This is a genomic window from Coprococcus ammoniilyticus, assembly GCF_025567345.1.
GTDB lineage: Bacteria > Bacillota > Clostridia > Lachnospirales > Lachnospiraceae > Coprococcus > Coprococcus ammoniilyticus.
Map to the genome: position 1 here is coordinate 13,726 of NZ_JAOQJS010000004.1, position 19,846 is coordinate 33,571.

Here is a 19,846-nt window from a genome sequence, read left to right on the forward strand (position 1 = left end):
ATCGTATTCATACTATCATACATTTAGAGTAAAAGAACGAGAATAGAATTTGCCGAAAGGCAGAAAAGAAGAATATTCATATGCAGAGAGACGGAAAAAGCAACTGCATAAATGAGATAAAACAAACGAACGAATAAAATCAGGAAAAGGAGTATGATGGATATGAAGAATCAGGTAGTATTGGATTGGAATCAGTATGTAGCACTTGCAAGACAGACAGTAGCAGAAGGCTGTGTTCTGCTTGAGAATAAAGATCAGGCACTTCCACTTGTAAAAGATGAGAAGGTGGCAGTATTTGGAAGAATCCAGAATCACTATTATAAGAGCGGAACCGGTTCAGGAGGAATGGTAAATGTATCAAAGGTCTATGGAATCGTAGATGGTCTGCGTGAGAGTGGTCAGGTCATCCTGGATGAGGAGCTGATCAGGATCTATCAGGACTGGGAAAAGACACATCCATTTAATGAAGGCGAAGGCTGGGGAAATGAACCGTGGTGTCAGGAAGAAATGGAGCTGACCGATGAGGTTGTGGAAGCAGCCGGCAAGCGATCAGAGACAGCTATCGTGATCATCGGACGTACAGCAGGCGAGGATAAGGATGCAAGTGATACCAAGGGCTCTTATCAGCTTACAGATGTGGAAGAAGATCTGCTCACAAAAGTAAGAAAGAACTTTGATAAGATGATAGTTTTATTAAATGTCGGCGGCCTGCTCGATATGAGTTTTACAGACCGTTACCAGCCGGAAGCCGTTATGTATGTATGGCAGGGCGGCATGGTCGGCGGACTTGGAACGGCAGATGTATTAACAGGAGCTGTTTCACCATCCGGTCATCTGACAGACACGATCGCATATAAAGTTGCTGATTATCCTTCTACACCATATTTTGGTGATCCGGATAAGAATTATTACAGTGAAGATATCTATGTCGGATATCGTTATTTTGAGACTTTCGCAAAGGACAGCGTCAGATATCCGTTTGGATATGGTCTGTCCTACACAACATTTGAAAAGGCAGTCGTTGTATTTGCAAATGAGCCGGAGAAACAGCAGTTTACACTTCATGTAACTGTTTCAAATATCGGTTTAAAGAAAGGAAAAGATGTTGTTCAGGTCTATGTGGAAGCTCCGCAGGGTAAGCTTGGAAAAGCAGATAAGGTTCTTGTCGGATTTGCAAAGACGAAGGAGCTTGCACCGGGTGAATCAGAAGAACTGGATATTACCGTTCCATACAGCCGCTTTGCTTCCTATGACGACTCCGGTATTACAGGACATGCTTATGCATTTGTATTAGAAGCAGGCACATATCATGTATTTGCCGGCGAAAATGTCAGAAGTGCAGAATGTGCAGGCGCGTTTGAGCTTGCAGATGATCTTGTGATCGAACAGCTCTGCTCTGCACTTGCTCCGGTAGAAGCATTTGACAGAATGAAGGCAGCAGAGACAGAGAACGGATATCAGGTCATGATGGAAGCAGCACCACATCATGCATCAAACGAGAAGCAGAGAAGACAGGATCATCTTCCACAGGAGATCCGTCAGACGATGGGTACTCATACATTATCCGATGTGGCATATGGTTCGATCGGAATGGATAAATTTATTTCAGAATTGACAGACGATGACCTTACTTGTATCATTCGAGGAGAAGGCATGGGAAGTTCACTTGTAACACCGGGAACGGCAGCAGCATTTGGCGGTGTATCCAAGTCACTGATCAACCGTCATGGAATCCCTTCGGTATGCTGCAGTGATGGACCGTCCGGTATGCGGTTAGACTGTGGCGTGAAAGCATTCAGTCTGCCAAACGGAACGATCATCGGATGTACATTTAACACAGAGCTTGTAAAAGAGCTTTACACCTGTACCGGTTATGAGATGATCGCACAGAAGGTTGACTGTTTACTGGGACCCGGTATGAATATTCACCGTCATCCGTTAAATGGAAGAAACTTTGAATATTTCTCGGAAGACCCATATGTGACAGGATGCTTTGCCAGTGCGGTGTTAGAAGGTCTGCATGCAGCAGGTGTAACAGGGGCAGCGAAGCATTTCTGTGCAAATAATCAGGAGATGAGACGACATTTTGCAGATCCTGTTGTATCAGAACGTGCACTTCGGGAGATCTATCTGAAAGGCTTTGAGATGATCGTAAAAAGTGGTGTCTGCGATGCGATCATGACGACATACGGGCCGGTAAACGGAGTATGGACAGCCGGAAATTATGATCTCTGTACGACAATCCTCAGAGAAGAATGGGGATTTAAAGGTATCGTCATGACTGACTGGTGGGCGTCCATCAATGAGCGTGGACAGGAGCCGGATAAGATTAATTTTGCGGCAATGGCACGTGCGCAGAATGATATCTATATGGTATGTCCGGATGGATCAACAAATGCCAGCGGAGACAATACAGTCGCAGCACTCGTAGATGGACGGCTGAAGCGCGCGGAACTTCAGAGAAATGCAGCGAACATCTGTGGCTTTGTACTTGATACAGAAGCAATGCGAAGAGCAATGGGCTGCCCGACAGAGGTATCGATCATCAATCGTCCGGCGGAACCGGATGATGTTGATCTGTCAGAAGTTGAATTTGTCAGATTAGATGGCGACTATGAATTACGACTTGATACCAAGGAGTCGAAAGCCGGTGTAAATTATGTACTTCCGTTTGATGTACAAAAAAAAGGAATTTATGAGATCGAACTGATCGGAAGTTCCAATCTCTCAGAACTTGCCCAAATGCCATGTACGTTGTATTATACCAATATACCGAGCCTCAGTTTCACATTCCATGGAACAAATGGGGAAGACATGGTTATCAAAAAAGAATTTGATCTGCATACCAGATTTTCAGTTATGCGTCTGAATGTCGGTAAAAATGGTCTTCATTTAAAACAGATCAGATTCAGATATTTAAGGGAGGGCAAAATTTGGAATTAAATATTTTACTGAAGATAGCAATTATCTTTCTGTTTTTTACAGTCGTTGATATATGCGGACATTTCATCTTTAAGACAAAGAGAAATGTCCCGGAATGGCTGCTCACGATAGGGGTAGTTCTGGCTTTTGCCGGGACTACCTTTCTTGGCGTCCGGGCATATTTTACGGACGCAGATACAAATGATCAGAATATCTATATGGCGTATTGTTATATGAAAGAGGGCAATATCGATCAGGCGGCAATCCTTCTTGACGACATTGCAGGTTCTTTTGAAGAAAAAGAACTGCTCAGTGTGGCATGTGATGTCATGAACGGAGATTATATTAACGGCCATTTTAAACTTCAGGAGTTATCAGAACAAAACGGGCTCAGTAAGGCAGGAAAGGCATATCTGACGGCTCTTGATGACTATTGCTCCGGGAAACTAGGAATGATCTCCGGAGGAGAAAAGGCATATACAGATTATGAATCTTATCTGTCTGATCTGGAAAAAGAAGATGGAGTTCAGGAGACTGCATGGAGTGGGGAGTCAGATGACACGGGGAATGCATCAAATGGAACACTGACGGATTCACTGACTGCTTATATCGAAGATCTAGATTTTACCAGAAAAGAACAGCGGGAGTTTGAAGAAGCGTATGAGCTTGACAATAAGATTCATGGCGTGGCAGTTGCTGATCTTACAGAGGATGATATCAGGGATCTGAAGCATACATACGGTGAGACAGAAGAAGTACTCCGGCGGGAGATCAGTTATTATGTATATCAGAATGATTTTGATAAGGCAAAGGATATAGCTTCTGAACTGAACAAGAATTTTAAAAGTCCGGAGAATACGGTTATATATACGGATGTAATAGTCGAAGAAGTATATCGAAATACCAGAGATCAGAACTATACGGAAGACTCATTTGATATGAAGGATGATGAGATCAAGAGTCTGGTGAAGAAGGCGGAGCGCGCGAAAGAGAAGGCACAGAAGCTGATTGATGATGAAGGTTATGATGGAGCACATGCAGATGAGATAAATGAATTGCTGGAGGAAGCGGATTCCTATTATAAGGATGCAAGTTATGTACCGGTCAAGCGTGCAGTTAATTATGTTCTTGTACAGGAACCGTATCGTGGAGACGATACGGGATTTTATGAACTGCAGTTGTCCAAATTGTATCTGGCAATGGATGACAGAGATACAGCAAACGAGCATCTGCATAATGTCATTGATAACAGTGCCAAGATCAGTGATTCATCATTATTAAAAGATGCAATTGATGAAGTTGTGACACAGTACAATCAGATCTCCGATGACAGTTATAATGCAGAACTGAATGCTGCCGTTAACGATATGGTAGATAAACAGAGCAGTCAGGTTGTTCCTGTATCGGAAGAAACCATAAATGGTTCATTTAATTCGTACGTTGCAACCACATTAAAATACGACAGGATCAACATTCATATCAGCCGTATCGATACTTCGGCATATCCATCCATTCAGGCATACATTAATATCAATGGAACAAAGGACTCCAAAGAAGAACTGGCAGATCAGTTTACAAAGGAAGATTTTACGGTGATCGATACGCAGTATGAGATCACGGATTTTACACTGAACAGCGGGGCAGAGAGTGAAGCTGTCAGTATCGGTATCGTAATGGATAAGAGCGGCAGTATGGAAGGTGCGGCGATTGCAAACGCAAAGCAGGCCGCAACAGAAGCGGTAGAGCATATAACCTCAGAGAAAATGATGATTGTTTCATATGATAATGAGGCATATCTGGAGCAATCGTTGACATCCAGAAGCGGAACGCTGAAGAACTCTATAGCAGCTATTTCAGATGGTGGTGGAACCAACATATCTGCGGGTCTAAATCTTGCACTTGATAATCTGGAAGCGGAAAAAGGCAGCAGAGCAGTTATCCTGATGTCTGACGGACAGGACGGAGGTTCGGAAGAAGATATGCAGGCTGCAACTGACCGGGCAGCAAGACTTGGAATCAGTGTATATACGGTTGGATTTGGCGAATGTGATGACGCATATATGCAGGCAATCGCAGAAGCAACCGGTGGTAAATTCGTAAAGGCATCTGCATCAACGGAGCTGTCGGATATCTATTTGTATCTTCAGAAATATATCGTAAATAATTACAGCATATCATATACGGTAACAAAGAATCCGGATGTAGATCCTAGATTTCTTACTGTTGATATCGCAGAATATAATGCAACAGCGACAAAGAATTACTATTTAAAAGAAGAGAATAAACCGGAGGATTCAGATGATGCAGGATTTATCCGGAAGGTAGATGAGAATACACTCGGAGTATCTTCGGTAACGCCGGGAAATGTATCTGTAAAGGATGTACAGAATGGTATCACCTTGACTGTAAATGGCGGGGGATTTTCTGATATTGCGAGTGTGACGGTTGGCAATCTGGCATTAACAGATATACAGGTAGCAGATAAAACAAGTCTTACAGGCAAATTAAATGGCGAACTGACTGCCGGTATCTATGATGTCAAAGTAAAGACAACAGATGGTCGTCTGGTTGTAGGAAAATCTCTGTTTAAGGTATTCAAAGCAGGAACAACAACCTCAATCCGACTTGGTGATATGACGATCACGGCGGATGCCATTGGTCAGACAGCAGATGATCGCCTGGCGGCCAGTGGAAATGTCATGATCAACGGATTTGTTCACAGCTCAGGTGATATGGAGATCATTGTGGACGACATGGATCCGGATCTTTCCCTTGTGGCAAATAAGACGATCAAGGTCGGTGATTCCGGTAAGGTTCAGGGAGATGGAAAACTCTATGTCAGTTACGCAGAGATGGAACAGGCCAATGGCAGCTTCGCCGGTCTGGTCATGGGAAATAAAGATTATGTAATTGGTAAAAATGGATATTATGTAACGGTCAGCGGATCTGATATATCATTTGATCAGACGATTGCCAGTCTGAATCTTTCCGTGCCGTTTATCATGGATATCGATGTTGCAGAGGTAAATCTGCACAGTAACCGGTTACAGGTAGATATTTCATCATTCCGGCTGGATGAAATTATTGATTCAACAAAGAAATCACTTCAACATAAAACCGGAGCGAATAAGGAGTCGGAGCCTGTCACGAAACGGAGCAGCTTAAAGCAGTTTGGAGCAAAAGAATTCTTTGGAGGCTTAGATGGATCCTTATCAATGGCGATCACACCGGATGGCATTCAGTTTGGTGGAGAAGTAACATTATCTGTAGATGATAAGATTAATTTTGGAACCTTTGGGATCAATGAATTGTCACTAAAATTAAATTCCCTGGATCCTGATTACGAGTATTGGAAGATCGGTGGAAAGATCGATCTGGCAACATCCATACCGGGATTCTTTGACAGTCGGATCGCCGGATTTGATGGCTCGTTTTCTTCCTATTACTGGCTGCCGGATAAAGTAACGATCGGAGCAGCATTAGATCCGGGAATAACGGTTTATAAAGTCATTGACATCAATCAGGTTGGCGGAGAATTGCAGGGTATGAGTACGATCGCCTTAAATCTGTACGAATCAGTGATCCCGGAGAAAACATATAATATTATCGGTACCGGTCTTGATAATACTTTATATGATAAGCAGGATATTATACTTGCAGGAACTGCGGGTGCAGATATCAACCTGTTTGCTTCGTTTAACGGTAATAATGCCCTGATGAAGAAGTTCAAGTCATGGGGTGAGATCGGTGAAGCAAATGGTAAGGTAGAGATTAATTTCAGTGATCCAGAATTTGCAATCTCGGCTGATCTGTCACTGCTTGGATCAGAAAAGGCGAAGGCAGCAGCAAAGATAAATAAAGATGGTCTGGATGTATCTGCTTCTGTAGAACTTGGAATCTCAGGCTTTGGCTGTGAGGTAAACGGAAGTGCTGATGCAAATCTTGGTGGCAATCTGACCGGTGGATATATCAAGCTTGGTGTAAATGGTAACGTGGATATGGCACCTGCTAATGTTCATGCAAAGGGAGCTTCGAAGCTTGCCGTTGACTGGGATTGGGACTTTAATAAAGCCAAGGTAACATTGAATTATAGTGGGAATAACGGCAAAGAGAAAGAAGCATCTATCTGGTATGAAGATAATGGAGAACTCTTCCTGTGGGATAAAGTTCATGCATCATCCAACTAAGGGGGTAACAGAAGCATATGAAAAGAGAGACAAGAATAGTAAGTAGAATATGTATATGGCTGTTAATGGTGGCTATTGTGGCAGGATGGCTGGTACTTCCGGTTCATGCAGCAGAGACAGAGGTAACGATTGATCTGGGTCGTGAATATACAGAAGCGGTCTTCTATGTGACATGGGAAAACTATGAACAGGCAGGAACCGTAAAGCTGACATCACCATCCGGTAAAGTCTACAGTAAGGATAAGACACCGGATCAGGTATATGAGGCAAATGGAGAAGCAATCGTCAATGTAGGAAAAGGAGAAGAAGGAACCTGGACGGTTGTGGTGAGCGGCGACAATATAGGAACTGTAGATGTAACAGTCGGTGAACTTCCGAATTCTTTAGTGATCAGCAAATTTGCGGTAACACAGAATACAGATGGAAGCGTTACCGCAGACTATAAGATCACGGACAGTCCGGATGAGATCTATGTAGAAATATTTGCAGATACAGATTCTGAGGGATTTGACGGAACCTGTGTTTATAGTGAATATATGGATAAGAAGGGGACTGCTTCTTTTGATCTGAACAGCCTTTCCAGTGGTGAATATCATTTTTATATCCGTGTATCTGTGGATGGAATCTATCAGCGGGCTTACGGTGATGGATTTGTCAGCTATCAGAATCCAAATGATTCACAGAAGGTAAATGGCGTAAAAGGCGGAACCTATAACGATGGTTATTATATTTCATGGACGGCAGCAGAGAATGAAGCTTATACAGTCCTTGTCTGGGATGAGAACCATAACCTGATAAAGGAAGAAGATGTTGGAACAGCAGAAACGTTTTATGGAGATTTTTCAGAAGATGCTTCCAAAGTATATCTGGCAGTTGTGAGAACAAATGAGAGCTGTATGTATGATCTGATCACTGCAGATTCTGCAGTAAAAGTATCGGCAGATGTAGCCTTTGATACGGATTCGGATACGACAAAAAACAGTTTCATAAATGCAACGATGACATTAGATACTAACAGCACATTTGATGTATATCTGGGAGAACGGAAAATTCTGGAGGGAGAAAAAGAATCCGGCATGTATCGTGTGAATCTGGAAGATGGTGATAACACGGTCTCATTTGTAGTGACAGATGAAACAGGAAATGCAGCCGAATTTTCAAAAGATATTTATGTAGATACGGTTCCTCCGCAATTATCTGTATCCGAAGATATAAATGGAAAAGTAGTAACAGAAGGAAGTATCTATTTGAACGGATATACAGAGGCCGGTGCTGTTCTTACATTAAACGGAGAACCGGTTGAATTGACACAGAATTATTTTAATAAGAAGATAACACTGGCAGGTGGTGAGAATACGATAACTTTAATTGCTGAAGATGCTGTTGGAAATCAGTCGGTATATTCAGCGACAATCACCTATGAATCGGCAAAAACAGTAAAGCGGATATTTGAATATATCGCACTTGGCGGATTAGTTCTTGTACTGTTGATCCTTTATATCATTGTATTCGCAAAGGGCAGGAAAAGGAGGAAGCAGTCATGATCGTATATACTATTATTCAGATCCTTCTTACACTTGCAGGTGCGGGTGTGATCGGTTACAGCATCTATCTGACAATACAGGTATCGGGAGATAAGCTGCTGACGCTTGACAGTGAGCTTGGTTATCGTTATGCGACGTCTTATCATCGGTGGCAGTTATATGCCGGGATCGCGATCGTTTCCCTGCTTATCTTATGGATCGTATATATTCTGATCGTTCGGGCATACAGGGTAAAACACAGAGAAGAACGTCTGGCGAAGAAAGCCGAGAAGAAAAATGAGAAGAAGATTGCCAGAGAACAGAAGAAGCAGAAAAAAACTACATCAGAATATATACAGCCTGTAAATGCTCAGAATATGCAGCAACCATATGCACAAGGCTATTATCCGGATGGCTATGCGGCAAATGTGCAGGGCTATGCTCAAAACGGCTACGAAGCAAGTGGGCAGGGCTATGTTCCGAACGGCTACGAAGCAAGTGCGCAGGGCTATGCTTTGAACGATTATGAAGCAAGTGCACAAGGCTGTTATCCGAGCGGTTACGAAGCAAATACGCAAGGTTATTATCCAAATAGCTATAATGCGGATGCGGGCTATTATCCGAATGGATATGAGGCAAATGCACAGGGCTATTATCCGAATGGCTATAATGCGGATGAACAGGGCTATGCTTCAAATGCCTATGATGTAAATACACAGATATATGATCAGATGGCTAATAGTCAAGATATATCAACAGACAAAGCAGATTCTCAAGAGATGAAACAGGAATGGAATGGGAAAGAATAGATTTAAGAGTTGCAACCAAGGATATACCCCAAAAATGCAGTCGTAGTCAGCAACCCTGCCCGAATTCTCAGGATAGTAAATAAAGAAGAAAGATAGAAAAGCGATTGTTCGATAATTAGTGGTGTTATTTTTAAGACAAAAAGGAAGATAGCATGTCTGTTATGAAGTAAACCTTATCCGAGGCCGGTACTTTGGCTGCGCCCTTTGCAGCCTTATGTACCGCTGCACGAGGATTAGAGCGAAAGCGTCTTACGGAATAACAGAGCATGCTATCTTCCTTTTTGTCCTAACAATATATTGTCTAGCCGATCTCGCCATGCTTTTCATAGCTGGTGATACGGGAGATGGAATTGTCTTCGTTTACAAAGACTACCGTTGGTCGGTATTCTTTGGCTTCTTCAGGTGTCATAGAAGCATAACACATCAGAATGATATGGTCGCCTACCTGAACCTGTCTGGCAGCGGCACCATTTAAACACATAACACCGGATCCCGGTTCTCCGGCAATCGTGTATGTCTCAAAACGATTTCCATTTTCAATATCAACAATTTGCACCATTTCATATTCAAGAATTCCTGCTTCCTTCAAAAGCTCAGAGTCTACGGTGATACTGCCGACATAATTCAGTTCAGCCTGTGTAACAACGGCTCTGTGGATCTTACTTTTTAACATGGTAATATTCATTAGAATGACACCTCTTTATTCTTTCTCACCGCACATACTATAACATAAAAAGAAAAAATGCAATATAGAAATACAAGAAAATGTAGAAAAAGGATGCAAAAAGGATGCAACTATATTGCATAAAATATGTAGTGGTCATGTACATTTAATATGTCGGGAAAAATGAAAAGAAAGCTTAAGAAAGTTTAATAAAAAAATAGACCCGTATTAATGAACAAAATCGATGGTTTGTGTTAATATTTTTACAGCGCTGAAAAAATATACATATTAATTTTGTTTGTTAAAATGTAGGATCACAGCAGGAGGTAATTATTTTGAAGAAAATAAGAAAAGAAACAGCAGGTAATAAGACAACACAGGTAAGCAGAAAAATGCACTATAAAAAGATGGCAGCACTTGCCATTGTAGGAGTTTTGGCAACAGGAACTGCACTTACAGGCTGTGGAAAGAAGAATATAGATTACAGTGTAGACGGTGAATCAGGAAACGGAGGCAGCTCGGACAGTGGAAGCCTTCAGGGTAAGTACGGAATACCGGAATCCTGTGATACTACACTGGACGCTGGAAGCAGCGGGATCAGCAAACTTGCAATAGAAGCAGATGAGGTAACAGTGCCGGATACGGTAGATCTTCCGACCGTATATGTAAAAAGAAAAGAATCATCAAATGATACCAGAAAACAGATCGTAGAAGCTGTACTTGAAAAAGACAAAGGTATTTATACATATGATTATAACAATATGACAAAAGCAGATATTCAGGACCAGATCGATGAGTATGAAAAGGAAAAGAAGGATTCTGCAGCAAATGGAGATAATTCCAGTGCATCCTGGTTTGATTCCATGATCTCCGACCTGAAAGATCAGCTTCAGAATGCACCGGATGAATATCCGGCGGCTGATGATTATTCCGGTAGTGCCTTTATCGGAGAGATCAACGGAAGAAAATATATTATGTATATGGACGATCAGGAAGGCGGAAGTGGTTCCGTAGGTCTGAAGGATTCATTGATCACCTACCGTCCAAAAGATGGAATGAACGGAGTATATTATTCAACTCCGGATAGCGGGGATGATCTGTCAGATGCAGATGTGTCAGCCTCAAATGTATGTACATTTACAAAGGAAGAGGCACAGTCCATTGCAGATGATTTTATCAGTAAGGTCGGTATTTCAGATGCTTCCCTGAATGATACACAGGATCTTTACTGGTATTACTATGGAACAGATGGGAATACCGAGGCTGTTGATGTCGATGGATATGTATTTACATACAGCAGAGCGATCAATAATCAGACTACCGATGTTCCGGAAGCCTGGAATGTTGATAATATTACGCAGGATGATGGATCGGTAAGCATTCCTGCCGAAACCTGTACGGTATATGTTGATTCTAATGGTATTATATCTGCAAGCTGGGTATCCTATCTGGAAACAACCGGAAAAACAGAGTCAAATGAACTCTTATCATTTAAGGAGCTGTTAGAAAAAGCAAATAAGAATATTGCAGAATACTATACCACATATCCAACCAGATATAAAAAAGTGGAGTTTAATTCTATGAAGCTTGGATATTATCTGGAGAAGACAGATGAAGAAGGAACATTCAAATATGTACCTGCATGGATATTGACACAGTATGAGGATATGACCGATTCAACAAATGAGACATATCCAACCCAGATGGTTGTCCTTGATGCTACAGATGGTACGGTGATCGATCTGATGGAACTATCCAAGGCACTTGGCACATATCAGAGTTATGAAACCGATACAACCGCAAGAGATGTATCTGATGACGGCAGTTCATCGATATCTACTATAGATGATGATACCAACACTTCCGGAGATTCCACAGGCAGTGAAGGAGATTCCACAGAGGGTGATGCAGATACAACCGGTGATACGACTGAAGAGTAATCGGTCGCGGAACATGGCGCAAAATAATATGTCATTTACTGGATCGGATCCAGAAGCTATAATAAATGAGAGAAGAAAAGAGGAGGTTCTTATATGCAGAACAAAACAAAGAATAATAAAGAAAGATTTCGCGTATATCGTAAAAAAATGGCAGCCTGCCTGTTAGTTGGTATGCTGGCAGTCAGCACAGCAGTTACCGGCTGTGGCAAGAAGGATATTGATTATGATGTAGAAGGAAATGGTGGTTCTGGAAGCAATGCGGACAGTGGCAGCCTGCAGGGTAAATATGGAATACCTGAAAGCTGTGATACCGAGATCGCAACAGGAGATTCCGGTATTCAGAAGATTGCAATCGATGCAGAAGAAGTGATCGTACCGGATACAGGAGATCTGTATGTTGCATCGTTTAAGAAGAAGGAAACAACAAATGATAGTAAAAAAGAAACAGTAGAGGCAGTTCTGGACAAAGATAAGGGTATCTATGAATATGATTATGATAAGCGTACCAAAGAAGATATTCAGACTGAGATCGATATGTATGAAGCCGAAAAGAAAAAAGGTGACAGTGACATGGCATCTTATTATGATTCCTGGATCAATGATCTGAAGGATGAGCTTGCGACTGCACCGGATGAATATCCTGCAGCAGGCGATTATACAGGAGATACTTTTATTGGTTCGATCGGAGATACAAGGTTTACGGTATCCACTCCGAGCGAGAAAAATGGTACAACCGGATATTCCCTGTATCTTGCGGATGATTTCTTAAAATATCGTCCAAAGGATGGAGCAAGCGGATGTTATTCAACTTCCATGGACGATTACATGCAGTATAGTGCAGACGAGTCAGACTCTGTAGATGCAAATACAAATCAGTGTACATTTTCAGAAGATGAAGCAAGACAGATGGCAGATGATTTCCTTGCAAAAGTCGGATGTACGGATGTTACCTTAAAGAATACATCAGCACTTTGCTGGGTTTATTATGATGATAATGGTGACAACCAGTCAACAGATGTGGATGGATATACATTCACATATTCAAGAGCGATCAATAACCAGCCAACCGCAACAGTAAATGCATGGAATGTCGATAACATCCAGCAGGACAATGCATCCATTGATATTCCAAAGGAGGAATGCTCCATCAGCATTGATTCCAAGGGTATCAATAGTGCAAGCTGGAGCGAATATCTGGAAGCAGATGGAGAACCACAGGCAACACAGATTCTTTCCTATAAGGATCTGTTAGATAAAATGAATGAAACCGTTCCTGAATATTACAGCAAGTACACATCTCATTACAAGAAGATTGAATTTAACGGTATGGAGCTGACCTATTTCCTGAAAGCAGGAGACAAAGAAGGAACCTTTGAATATATTCCGGCATGGATATTATCCCAGTATGAGGAATATCAGGATTATACAGATAAGGACAGCCCGACACAGATGGTTGTAGTCGATGCAAGAGACGGATCAGTGATCGATCTTCTGGAACTGGCCAAGTCACTTGGCACATATTATACATATGATGACAAAGACGATTCCGATACAGAAGACGTAGACGATACGGATACAGACACAGATACATCTTCTGAAGATACATCCGCTGAGGACACTTCTGCCGAAGATACATCTTCTGAAGAATAAAAATATTAATATAAAAGATATGCTCATGTACTGTTTCATGTAATAAGCAGTACATGAGCATTTTTAATTATTCAGAAAATATACAGCTATGATGCGAAAATGATTTTTCCCTGTGTTTTAATTAGAAAGTCGTAAGATAATTTGGAGAAAAAATACAAAAATTGGAGAAGATACGGATACTTCAGATAGTGCAGAGAAGTGACCGGGATCGGGAAAGAAATAAAATATATTTACGATATGAGGAGGAAGGAAGATGAGAAAACAGATCAGGAGAAGAGGAACCGCCTGGCTGATGTTTGGAACAATGATGATGGCGGCGGTATTTACCGGATGCGGGAAAAAAGATATCGACTATGATATCGATGGATCTGGCGGAAAAAAGGACAGCGGAAGTATTCAGGATAAGTACGATATTCCAAAGTCATATGATGACAGTATAGCAGTAGGGGATTCGGGTTTGAGTGAGATCACATTGAAGGTGGATGAGATCTCGGTTCCTGATACATCAATCATGTATACTGAGAAGTTAACAAAGAATGATACCGCAGGAGAGGCACTTAAAAAAATAGCGGAAGCGATATTTGATAAGAGCAAAGGAATCTATGCTTATGATGAGAACAATCAGACAAAGGCAGATATAGAAGAACAGATCGCATCCTATGAACAACTGAAAAAAGAGCTGGGAACCGATGCGGAACGTATTAAGGAGATAAATGATACGCTTACAGAGCTTCAGGATGAGCTGGAAAAAGCACCGGAAGATTATCCGGCTGCCGGAGATTATTCTGCAACAAAGTACCTTGGAACATGTGGTCAATATGAATTTGTTCTGAGGACACCGGATGATATGATTTTAAGCTATGATTTATCATTGAAGGAGGATGCCATGGTATATAGACCTGCAGACGGAACAGAGGATGGAACGGAGATGATCGATCATGGCGGCTATGTGTCATTAAATGACAGTATAAAATATGGTTCCGAAGGTGCAGAGGAGGCACTGAACGATAAAAACCAGTGTAAATATTCAGAAGAGGAAGCATTGGAGATAGCAGAAGAATTTCTGAAGAAGATCGACTGTAATGATATGACACTTGGAGAGTCCTCCGCACTGGCATGGACCTATGATGATGCTTTATCAACGCTTATAGAGCGTGATATTGATGGGTATTATTTTACATTTAACCGGATGATAAAGGATCAGTCTCTTGGAGAGGGCTTACAGGCATTGAATGTTGACAATATGGTGCAGCAGGAAGCAGGTGTGGATATACCTACAGATTACTGTAAGATTGCGGTGGATGATAATGGAGTGATCGGAGCTGTCTGGACGAATAATCTGTCTGTCGAAGGTGAGGCAGAGGAAACAGAACTGCTTTCTTTTAAAGAACTGATGAAGCGGGCGGATTCATCTGTTTCTGAATATTATGCAAAGTATAATACACAGTACAAGTCGATCGAATTTAATCGTATGCAGCTTACCTATTGTCTGAAACCGGGAGCACAGGACGGTGAATTTGAATATGTGCCGGCATGGATCATATCGCAGGTTGAAGTATATGAATTTGATGAAGTTACATATGAAGATCCTCAACAGATGGTCGTGCTGGATGCAACCGACGGATCCTATATTGATATCCTTGAGGTATCGAAGGCACTGGGAACATGCAGTGTAATACAGGATTAAACGGAGGCGGTATAAGGATAATAAAAGAAGTCATTTTTATCTGATATATGAGGGAAAACGGGAAAATCTTTAAGTAAGAAGGGATACAAATGATGAAAATGGACATTACAAAAAGAAGAAAAATGATGGCACTGTTTCTTGCAGGAACTCTTACAGTATCTGCGGCTGTTACAGGATGCGGAAGGAAAAATGTAGACTACAATGTAGATAATACCCAGCCGAAACAAACAGAGGCGGATCTGGGACAGACGGAGACATCTGCATCCGGAGAAGATCTGGATAGTGGAAGTCTGTGGAGTAAGTATAAGATTCCATTTACCTGTGATACGGAGATTGCGGTTGGAGATACCGGCTTATCAAAGATCCATGTAACGGATGATGATATCAGTGTTCCGGATACCTCTGACCTTCAGATCGCACAGTATAAGAAGAAAGATCCGGAGAGTAATGAAGTGAAGAAGCAGGTGGCAGAGAATCTGTTTGATAAGGATGAGGGAATCTATGTATATGATTCCATGCATCGGATAAAAAAGGACATTCAGGCAGAGATCACACAGTATCAGACAGCAAAGGAGAATTATCCGGATCCTGTATTTGCGGATTCCTATGATTCATGGATCAGCGATCTGGAAACGGAACTGGCAGATGCCCCGGACAGTTATCCGGCTGCCGGAGATTATTCCGCGGATGATTATGTTGGTACTGTGGATGGGAAGGAATATGAATTGTATTACAAAACCGACAGCGTTTATCGTTCCTTTAATATGCGGGAAGATTTTATGATGTATCGTCCGAAAGAAAAGGCAACGTATGTCACGCCATATTCAAAGGCTGACTATGAAAGAGAGACAGGAACAGAAGCGGATCAGGAGAATACAGTTCAGAATGCCTGCAGCTATTCCAAAGAGGAAGCACAGATGAAGGCAGAAGAATTTCTGTCGAAGATCGGTGCGAAGGATGTAGCCTTACAGGACAGTTCTGATCTTTACTGGGTATATACAGATGCGACAAATTCGGTTGTTGCTACGGATGTGGATGGGTATTCGTTCACCTACGTAAGAGCTGTTGATAAGCAGCCGGTGTCAACGATGGCATTTAATCAGGTTGAAAATCTGCAGAAGCAGGTGGAATATTATGATGTGCCGGTTGAACGCTATGAGATCACAATGGATTCCAATGGAATCATCAATGCGAACTGGTGTGATTATCTGGAGTCCACCGGAGAAAGTGCAAAGACTGAGATCCTTTCATTTCCGGAGCTGCTTGAAAAGGCAAATGAAACCATACCGGAATATTACAAAACCTATCCATGTAAATATAACGCGATCAATTTTAATGATGTGACCCTGACCTATTACCTGACAGCAGGCGCAGCAGATGGACAATTTGAATATAAACCTGTCTGGATCTTTTCTTCCTGTGATGATAAATCGGATCCGGATTATCCAAGTGAGATGGTGGTATTAGATGCAGCCGATGGATCTGTGATCGATATGTTGAATGTAGCAATGAAGATATCAGCAGATTAAAATTAGACTTGATATTCAATCCCGGTTATGTGAAAATGGTAGCAGGTAAAAATGGTTACATATGTATATTAAGGGATACATTATATGAGTACACAAAACAGTCTTGTTATCATAAAAGAGAAAATTGCAGGTGTCATGCTGGATGATAAGCGCATGAAAGCGGATGATATTGCTAAAAAAGTCCTGAAGGGAAGAAAACGGGAATGCAGCACGCCTCCAAAGTGGATGCAGGATGCATTTCATATTACAAAGGCAGAGTCAGAGAATGGATTATGCTATTATGTGAAACCAAAGAAGAAAGAGGTAAAGAATTTCTTCTTTTATATCCATGGCGGCGGTCATTGTATGGAAATCAACAAAAACCAGTGGGAATTTGTTGCGACTGTGGTCGAGGAAAATGGATATGGTGCGGCTGTTCCGATCTATCCGCTGGCGCCAGAGCATAATGCACAGGATACTTTTGATATGCTGATCGGGACATACAGACATCTGACCAGGCAGGAGACGATCGACCGTCTGGTTGTTGTTGGAGATTCCACAGGCGGTGGACTGGCGTTATCACTGGCAGTTCTGGCATGGAAGGAAGGTGTTCGCAGACCGGATAAGCTGGTGTTGTTATCACCTTCATTAGATACAGAATTTATGGATGGAAATCTCGCCAATCATATGCTTGATCGCAAGAAAGAGGTACGGAAGTATTATTACCGGCTGGGCATTAAGGAATTTCTTAGCAGGTACTGGATTCAGGATCTGTATCATCAGAATGAATATACCTGCCCGATCTATGCGGATCTGACTGATATCTGTGATGAGATCGCCATATTCACAGTAGAAAATGATCTGCTGAACAGCTATGCAAGATTATTATATGATAAGCTTAAGAAAGAGCAGATCCGGATTCACTATTTTGAATATTTTGGAATGCCTCATGATTATATTGAGCATCAGCATGTGCCGGAATGCCGTATGATCATCAATCGTATCAGCGACAGTATCAAGGATGAAGCAAAGCTTGTAAATCCTGAGATCAAGCGTGCAGTATGGGCACGGTCAATGGTAGCGGAACGATATCCGAAGCTGTTTCAGGATGATGAGTCGATTAAGATTGCAGCCAAATTAAATGTGTCACATAAGGATTTCAATGCGATGTATCAGGAATATGATCGCCTTGTTAAGATTGGACGGATCGTAGAGATTGACAAACGGGTAAAACAGTTTATTATGAGGTATGCAGATGGCGTTATTGTAAATGTCGGAGCTGAGTTAGATACCATGTTTTCCCGCATGGATAATGGCAGGATCCGATGGTACAATGTAGATATGCCTGAGACCATGGAACTGCGGCGCAAGATGGTGGAGAGCAGGGACCGGGAGCAGAATATCGGCAAATCAATCCTTGATTTTTCATGGCTTGACAGTGTGAAGAAGAAACCGGGTGAAGCAATCTTATTTGTATGCTGTGATGTAACGAAGTATTTTACGGATAAGAAGCTGCAGGCGTTTCTGAATGCGATATGGGAGCGGTTTCCGGGTGCTGAGGTACTGTTTGATGTCAAGAACTCCGTTGGCAGAAAACGGGCAAATCTGAAAGTATTAACAGGAAAGAAGAAAGGTTCGTTTATAAAAGTAAGTATCGATAACTGTACCAGCCTGATGTATGACTGGAATATTAAGTACAGAGTACTGTATGACAGGGCAATCCTGAATCAGGAGGATATCACAGAGATGTTTTCTTCTGATATAGCAAGAAAATATCGTCATGCGATCAGACGAAAATATGATAAGATCATACAGCTTCGGTTAGGTACGGAACGAATTGAAATATAAACGGCTTGTGACTGACATGAGAGAAGCAGACAGAAGAAAACAATTAGCAAAAAGAATGAAATATGCAGTGTGCATCTGTGCAGGAATTGTAATTGGAATCATTGCAGGAATCTGTATTGGTATTGATTATAATAAGACAACCAGGTCGACACCTGCCTTGTACACGGAAATGGAACATGGTCTTGAACTGACACCGGGAGAACTGGCAAATCTGATCTATGATAATTACTGGAATTATATCAAGAAGAGTTACATCATCGTAGGAGATGATAAAGAAACTGCACAGCTTTATAAGATCAGTAGTAAGGTAGCCAGACATAATTATGATCTGGAACGGTTTCAATTGGATGATAATGGCTATATGAGTTATTCGGATGACAAAATCAAGCATGCAAAGCTTGGAATCGATGTATCCAGTCATCAGGGATCAATCGACTGGGAGACAGTTAAAGAAGCTGGTATTAAGTTTGCAATGATCCGTTTGGGATATCGTGGATATACACAGGGTGGTCTGGCACTGGATGACGGCTATGTGACGAATATAGAAACAGCTCTGGAAGCAGAAATGCCGGTTGGGGTATATTTCTATACACAGGCAGTAAGTTATGATGAAGGAGTAGAAGAAGCACAGTATGTACTTCAGAATATCGCAGGTTATAAGATCAGTTATCCGGTTGTAATTGATACGGAGAAGATGGAAGCAGAAGGTGCCCGCGCAAATGATATTTCAAATGAAGAGCGTACCGATGCCATTGTTGGTTTTTGTGAGACGATAAAAGATGCCGGATATACACCGATGATCTATGCAAATAGAAACTGGTATGCGCAGAATCTGGATATGGATCGATTGGGTGATTATCAGCTCTGGCTGGCACAATATTCCAATGTACCCGATTTCCCATATCTGTTTACCGGCTGGCAGTATACCAGTGAGGGAAGTGTGCCGGGAATCTCAGGATCCGTTGATATTGACGTCTGGATGAAATAGAAAACATTAAGAATATGATTATAGTACAGAATCCATCTGCTTTATAACAATACAGAGCAGATGGATTCTTGTCTATGATAAAAAGATAAAATTAAAACATCCATATTTTATAATACAGAT

The 19,846-nt window shown here is 41.7% G+C and carries 11 protein-coding genes; 10 read left to right on the forward strand and 1 reads right to left on the reverse strand.

The features are described 5' to 3' along the window. Positions 1-162 precede the first annotated feature (162 nt). From OCV60_RS06565 to OCV60_RS06580, 4 genes are read left to right on the forward strand one after another with little or no spacing between them, the layout of a single operon-like run. Positions 163-2,943 carry a glycoside hydrolase family 3 protein gene (locus tag OCV60_RS06565; protein WP_021944061.1) on the forward strand — a complete coding sequence of 927 codons (2,781 nt, stop codon included), beginning with the start codon at positions 163-165 and terminating at the stop codon, positions 2,941-2,943. After that, positions 2,934-7,109, forward strand: coding sequence for a vWA domain-containing protein (locus OCV60_RS06570; protein WP_262529850.1), 4,176 nt, complete (start codon positions 2,934-2,936; stop codon positions 7,107-7,109). Before OCV60_RS06565 ends, OCV60_RS06570 begins: the two co-directional genes overlap by 10 nt. 17 nt (positions 7,110-7,126) lie before the next feature. Further along, on the forward strand, positions 7,127-8,653 hold the full coding sequence (locus OCV60_RS06575) for a hypothetical protein (RefSeq protein ID WP_021944063.1): 1,527 nt from the start codon (positions 7,127-7,129) through the stop codon (positions 8,651-8,653). Then, positions 8,650-9,441 (forward strand): hypothetical protein, encoded by a 792-nt coding sequence (locus OCV60_RS06580; RefSeq protein ID WP_021944064.1) that lies wholly within the window; start codon positions 8,650-8,652, stop codon positions 9,439-9,441. Before OCV60_RS06575 ends, OCV60_RS06580 begins: the two co-directional genes overlap by 4 nt. A 301-nt stretch (positions 9,442-9,742) precedes the next feature. On the opposite strand, the gene panD is transcribed toward OCV60_RS06580, so the two are convergent. Beyond that, positions 9,743-10,126 (reverse strand): aspartate 1-decarboxylase, encoded by a 384-nt coding sequence (panD, locus tag OCV60_RS06585; protein WP_117785827.1) that lies wholly within the window; start codon positions 10,124-10,126, stop codon positions 9,743-9,745. Positions 10,127-10,440: 314 nt separating this feature from the next. Between panD and OCV60_RS06590 the strand changes: the two genes are divergently transcribed. The 6 genes from OCV60_RS06590 (at position 10,441) to OCV60_RS06615 (ending at position 19,726) form a co-directional block, all read left to right on the forward strand. Further along, positions 10,441-12,045, forward strand: coding sequence for a DUF6034 family protein (locus tag OCV60_RS06590; protein ID WP_021944067.1), 1,605 nt, complete (start codon positions 10,441-10,443; stop codon positions 12,043-12,045). A 93-nt stretch (positions 12,046-12,138) separates the two neighbouring features. After that, positions 12,139-13,695, forward strand: a complete 1,557-nt coding sequence (locus OCV60_RS06595) for a DUF6034 family protein (protein ID WP_021944068.1) — start codon at positions 12,139-12,141, stop codon at positions 13,693-13,695. 253 nt (positions 13,696-13,948) lie between these two features. Continuing rightward, positions 13,949-15,382, forward strand: a complete 1,434-nt coding sequence (locus OCV60_RS06600; RefSeq protein WP_021944069.1) for a hypothetical protein — start codon at positions 13,949-13,951, stop codon at positions 15,380-15,382. Positions 15,383-15,471: 89 nt separating this feature from the next. Then, positions 15,472-16,911 carry a DUF6034 family protein gene (locus OCV60_RS06605; protein ID WP_021944070.1) on the forward strand — a complete coding sequence of 480 codons (1,440 nt, stop codon included), beginning with the start codon at positions 15,472-15,474 and terminating at the stop codon, positions 16,909-16,911. A gap of 84 nt (positions 16,912-16,995) precedes the next feature. After that, the gene (locus tag OCV60_RS06610) at positions 16,996-18,738 is read left to right on the forward strand and encodes an alpha/beta hydrolase fold domain-containing protein (protein ID WP_021944071.1); all 1,743 of its coding nucleotides are present in this window, start codon (positions 16,996-16,998) and stop codon (positions 18,736-18,738) included. Beyond that, positions 18,728-19,726 carry a glycoside hydrolase family 25 protein gene (locus OCV60_RS06615; RefSeq protein ID WP_243863341.1) on the forward strand — a complete coding sequence of 333 codons (999 nt, stop codon included), beginning with the start codon at positions 18,728-18,730 and terminating at the stop codon, positions 19,724-19,726. Before OCV60_RS06610 ends, OCV60_RS06615 begins: the two co-directional genes overlap by 11 nt. The last annotated feature ends 120 nt before the right edge of the window (positions 19,727-19,846 follow it).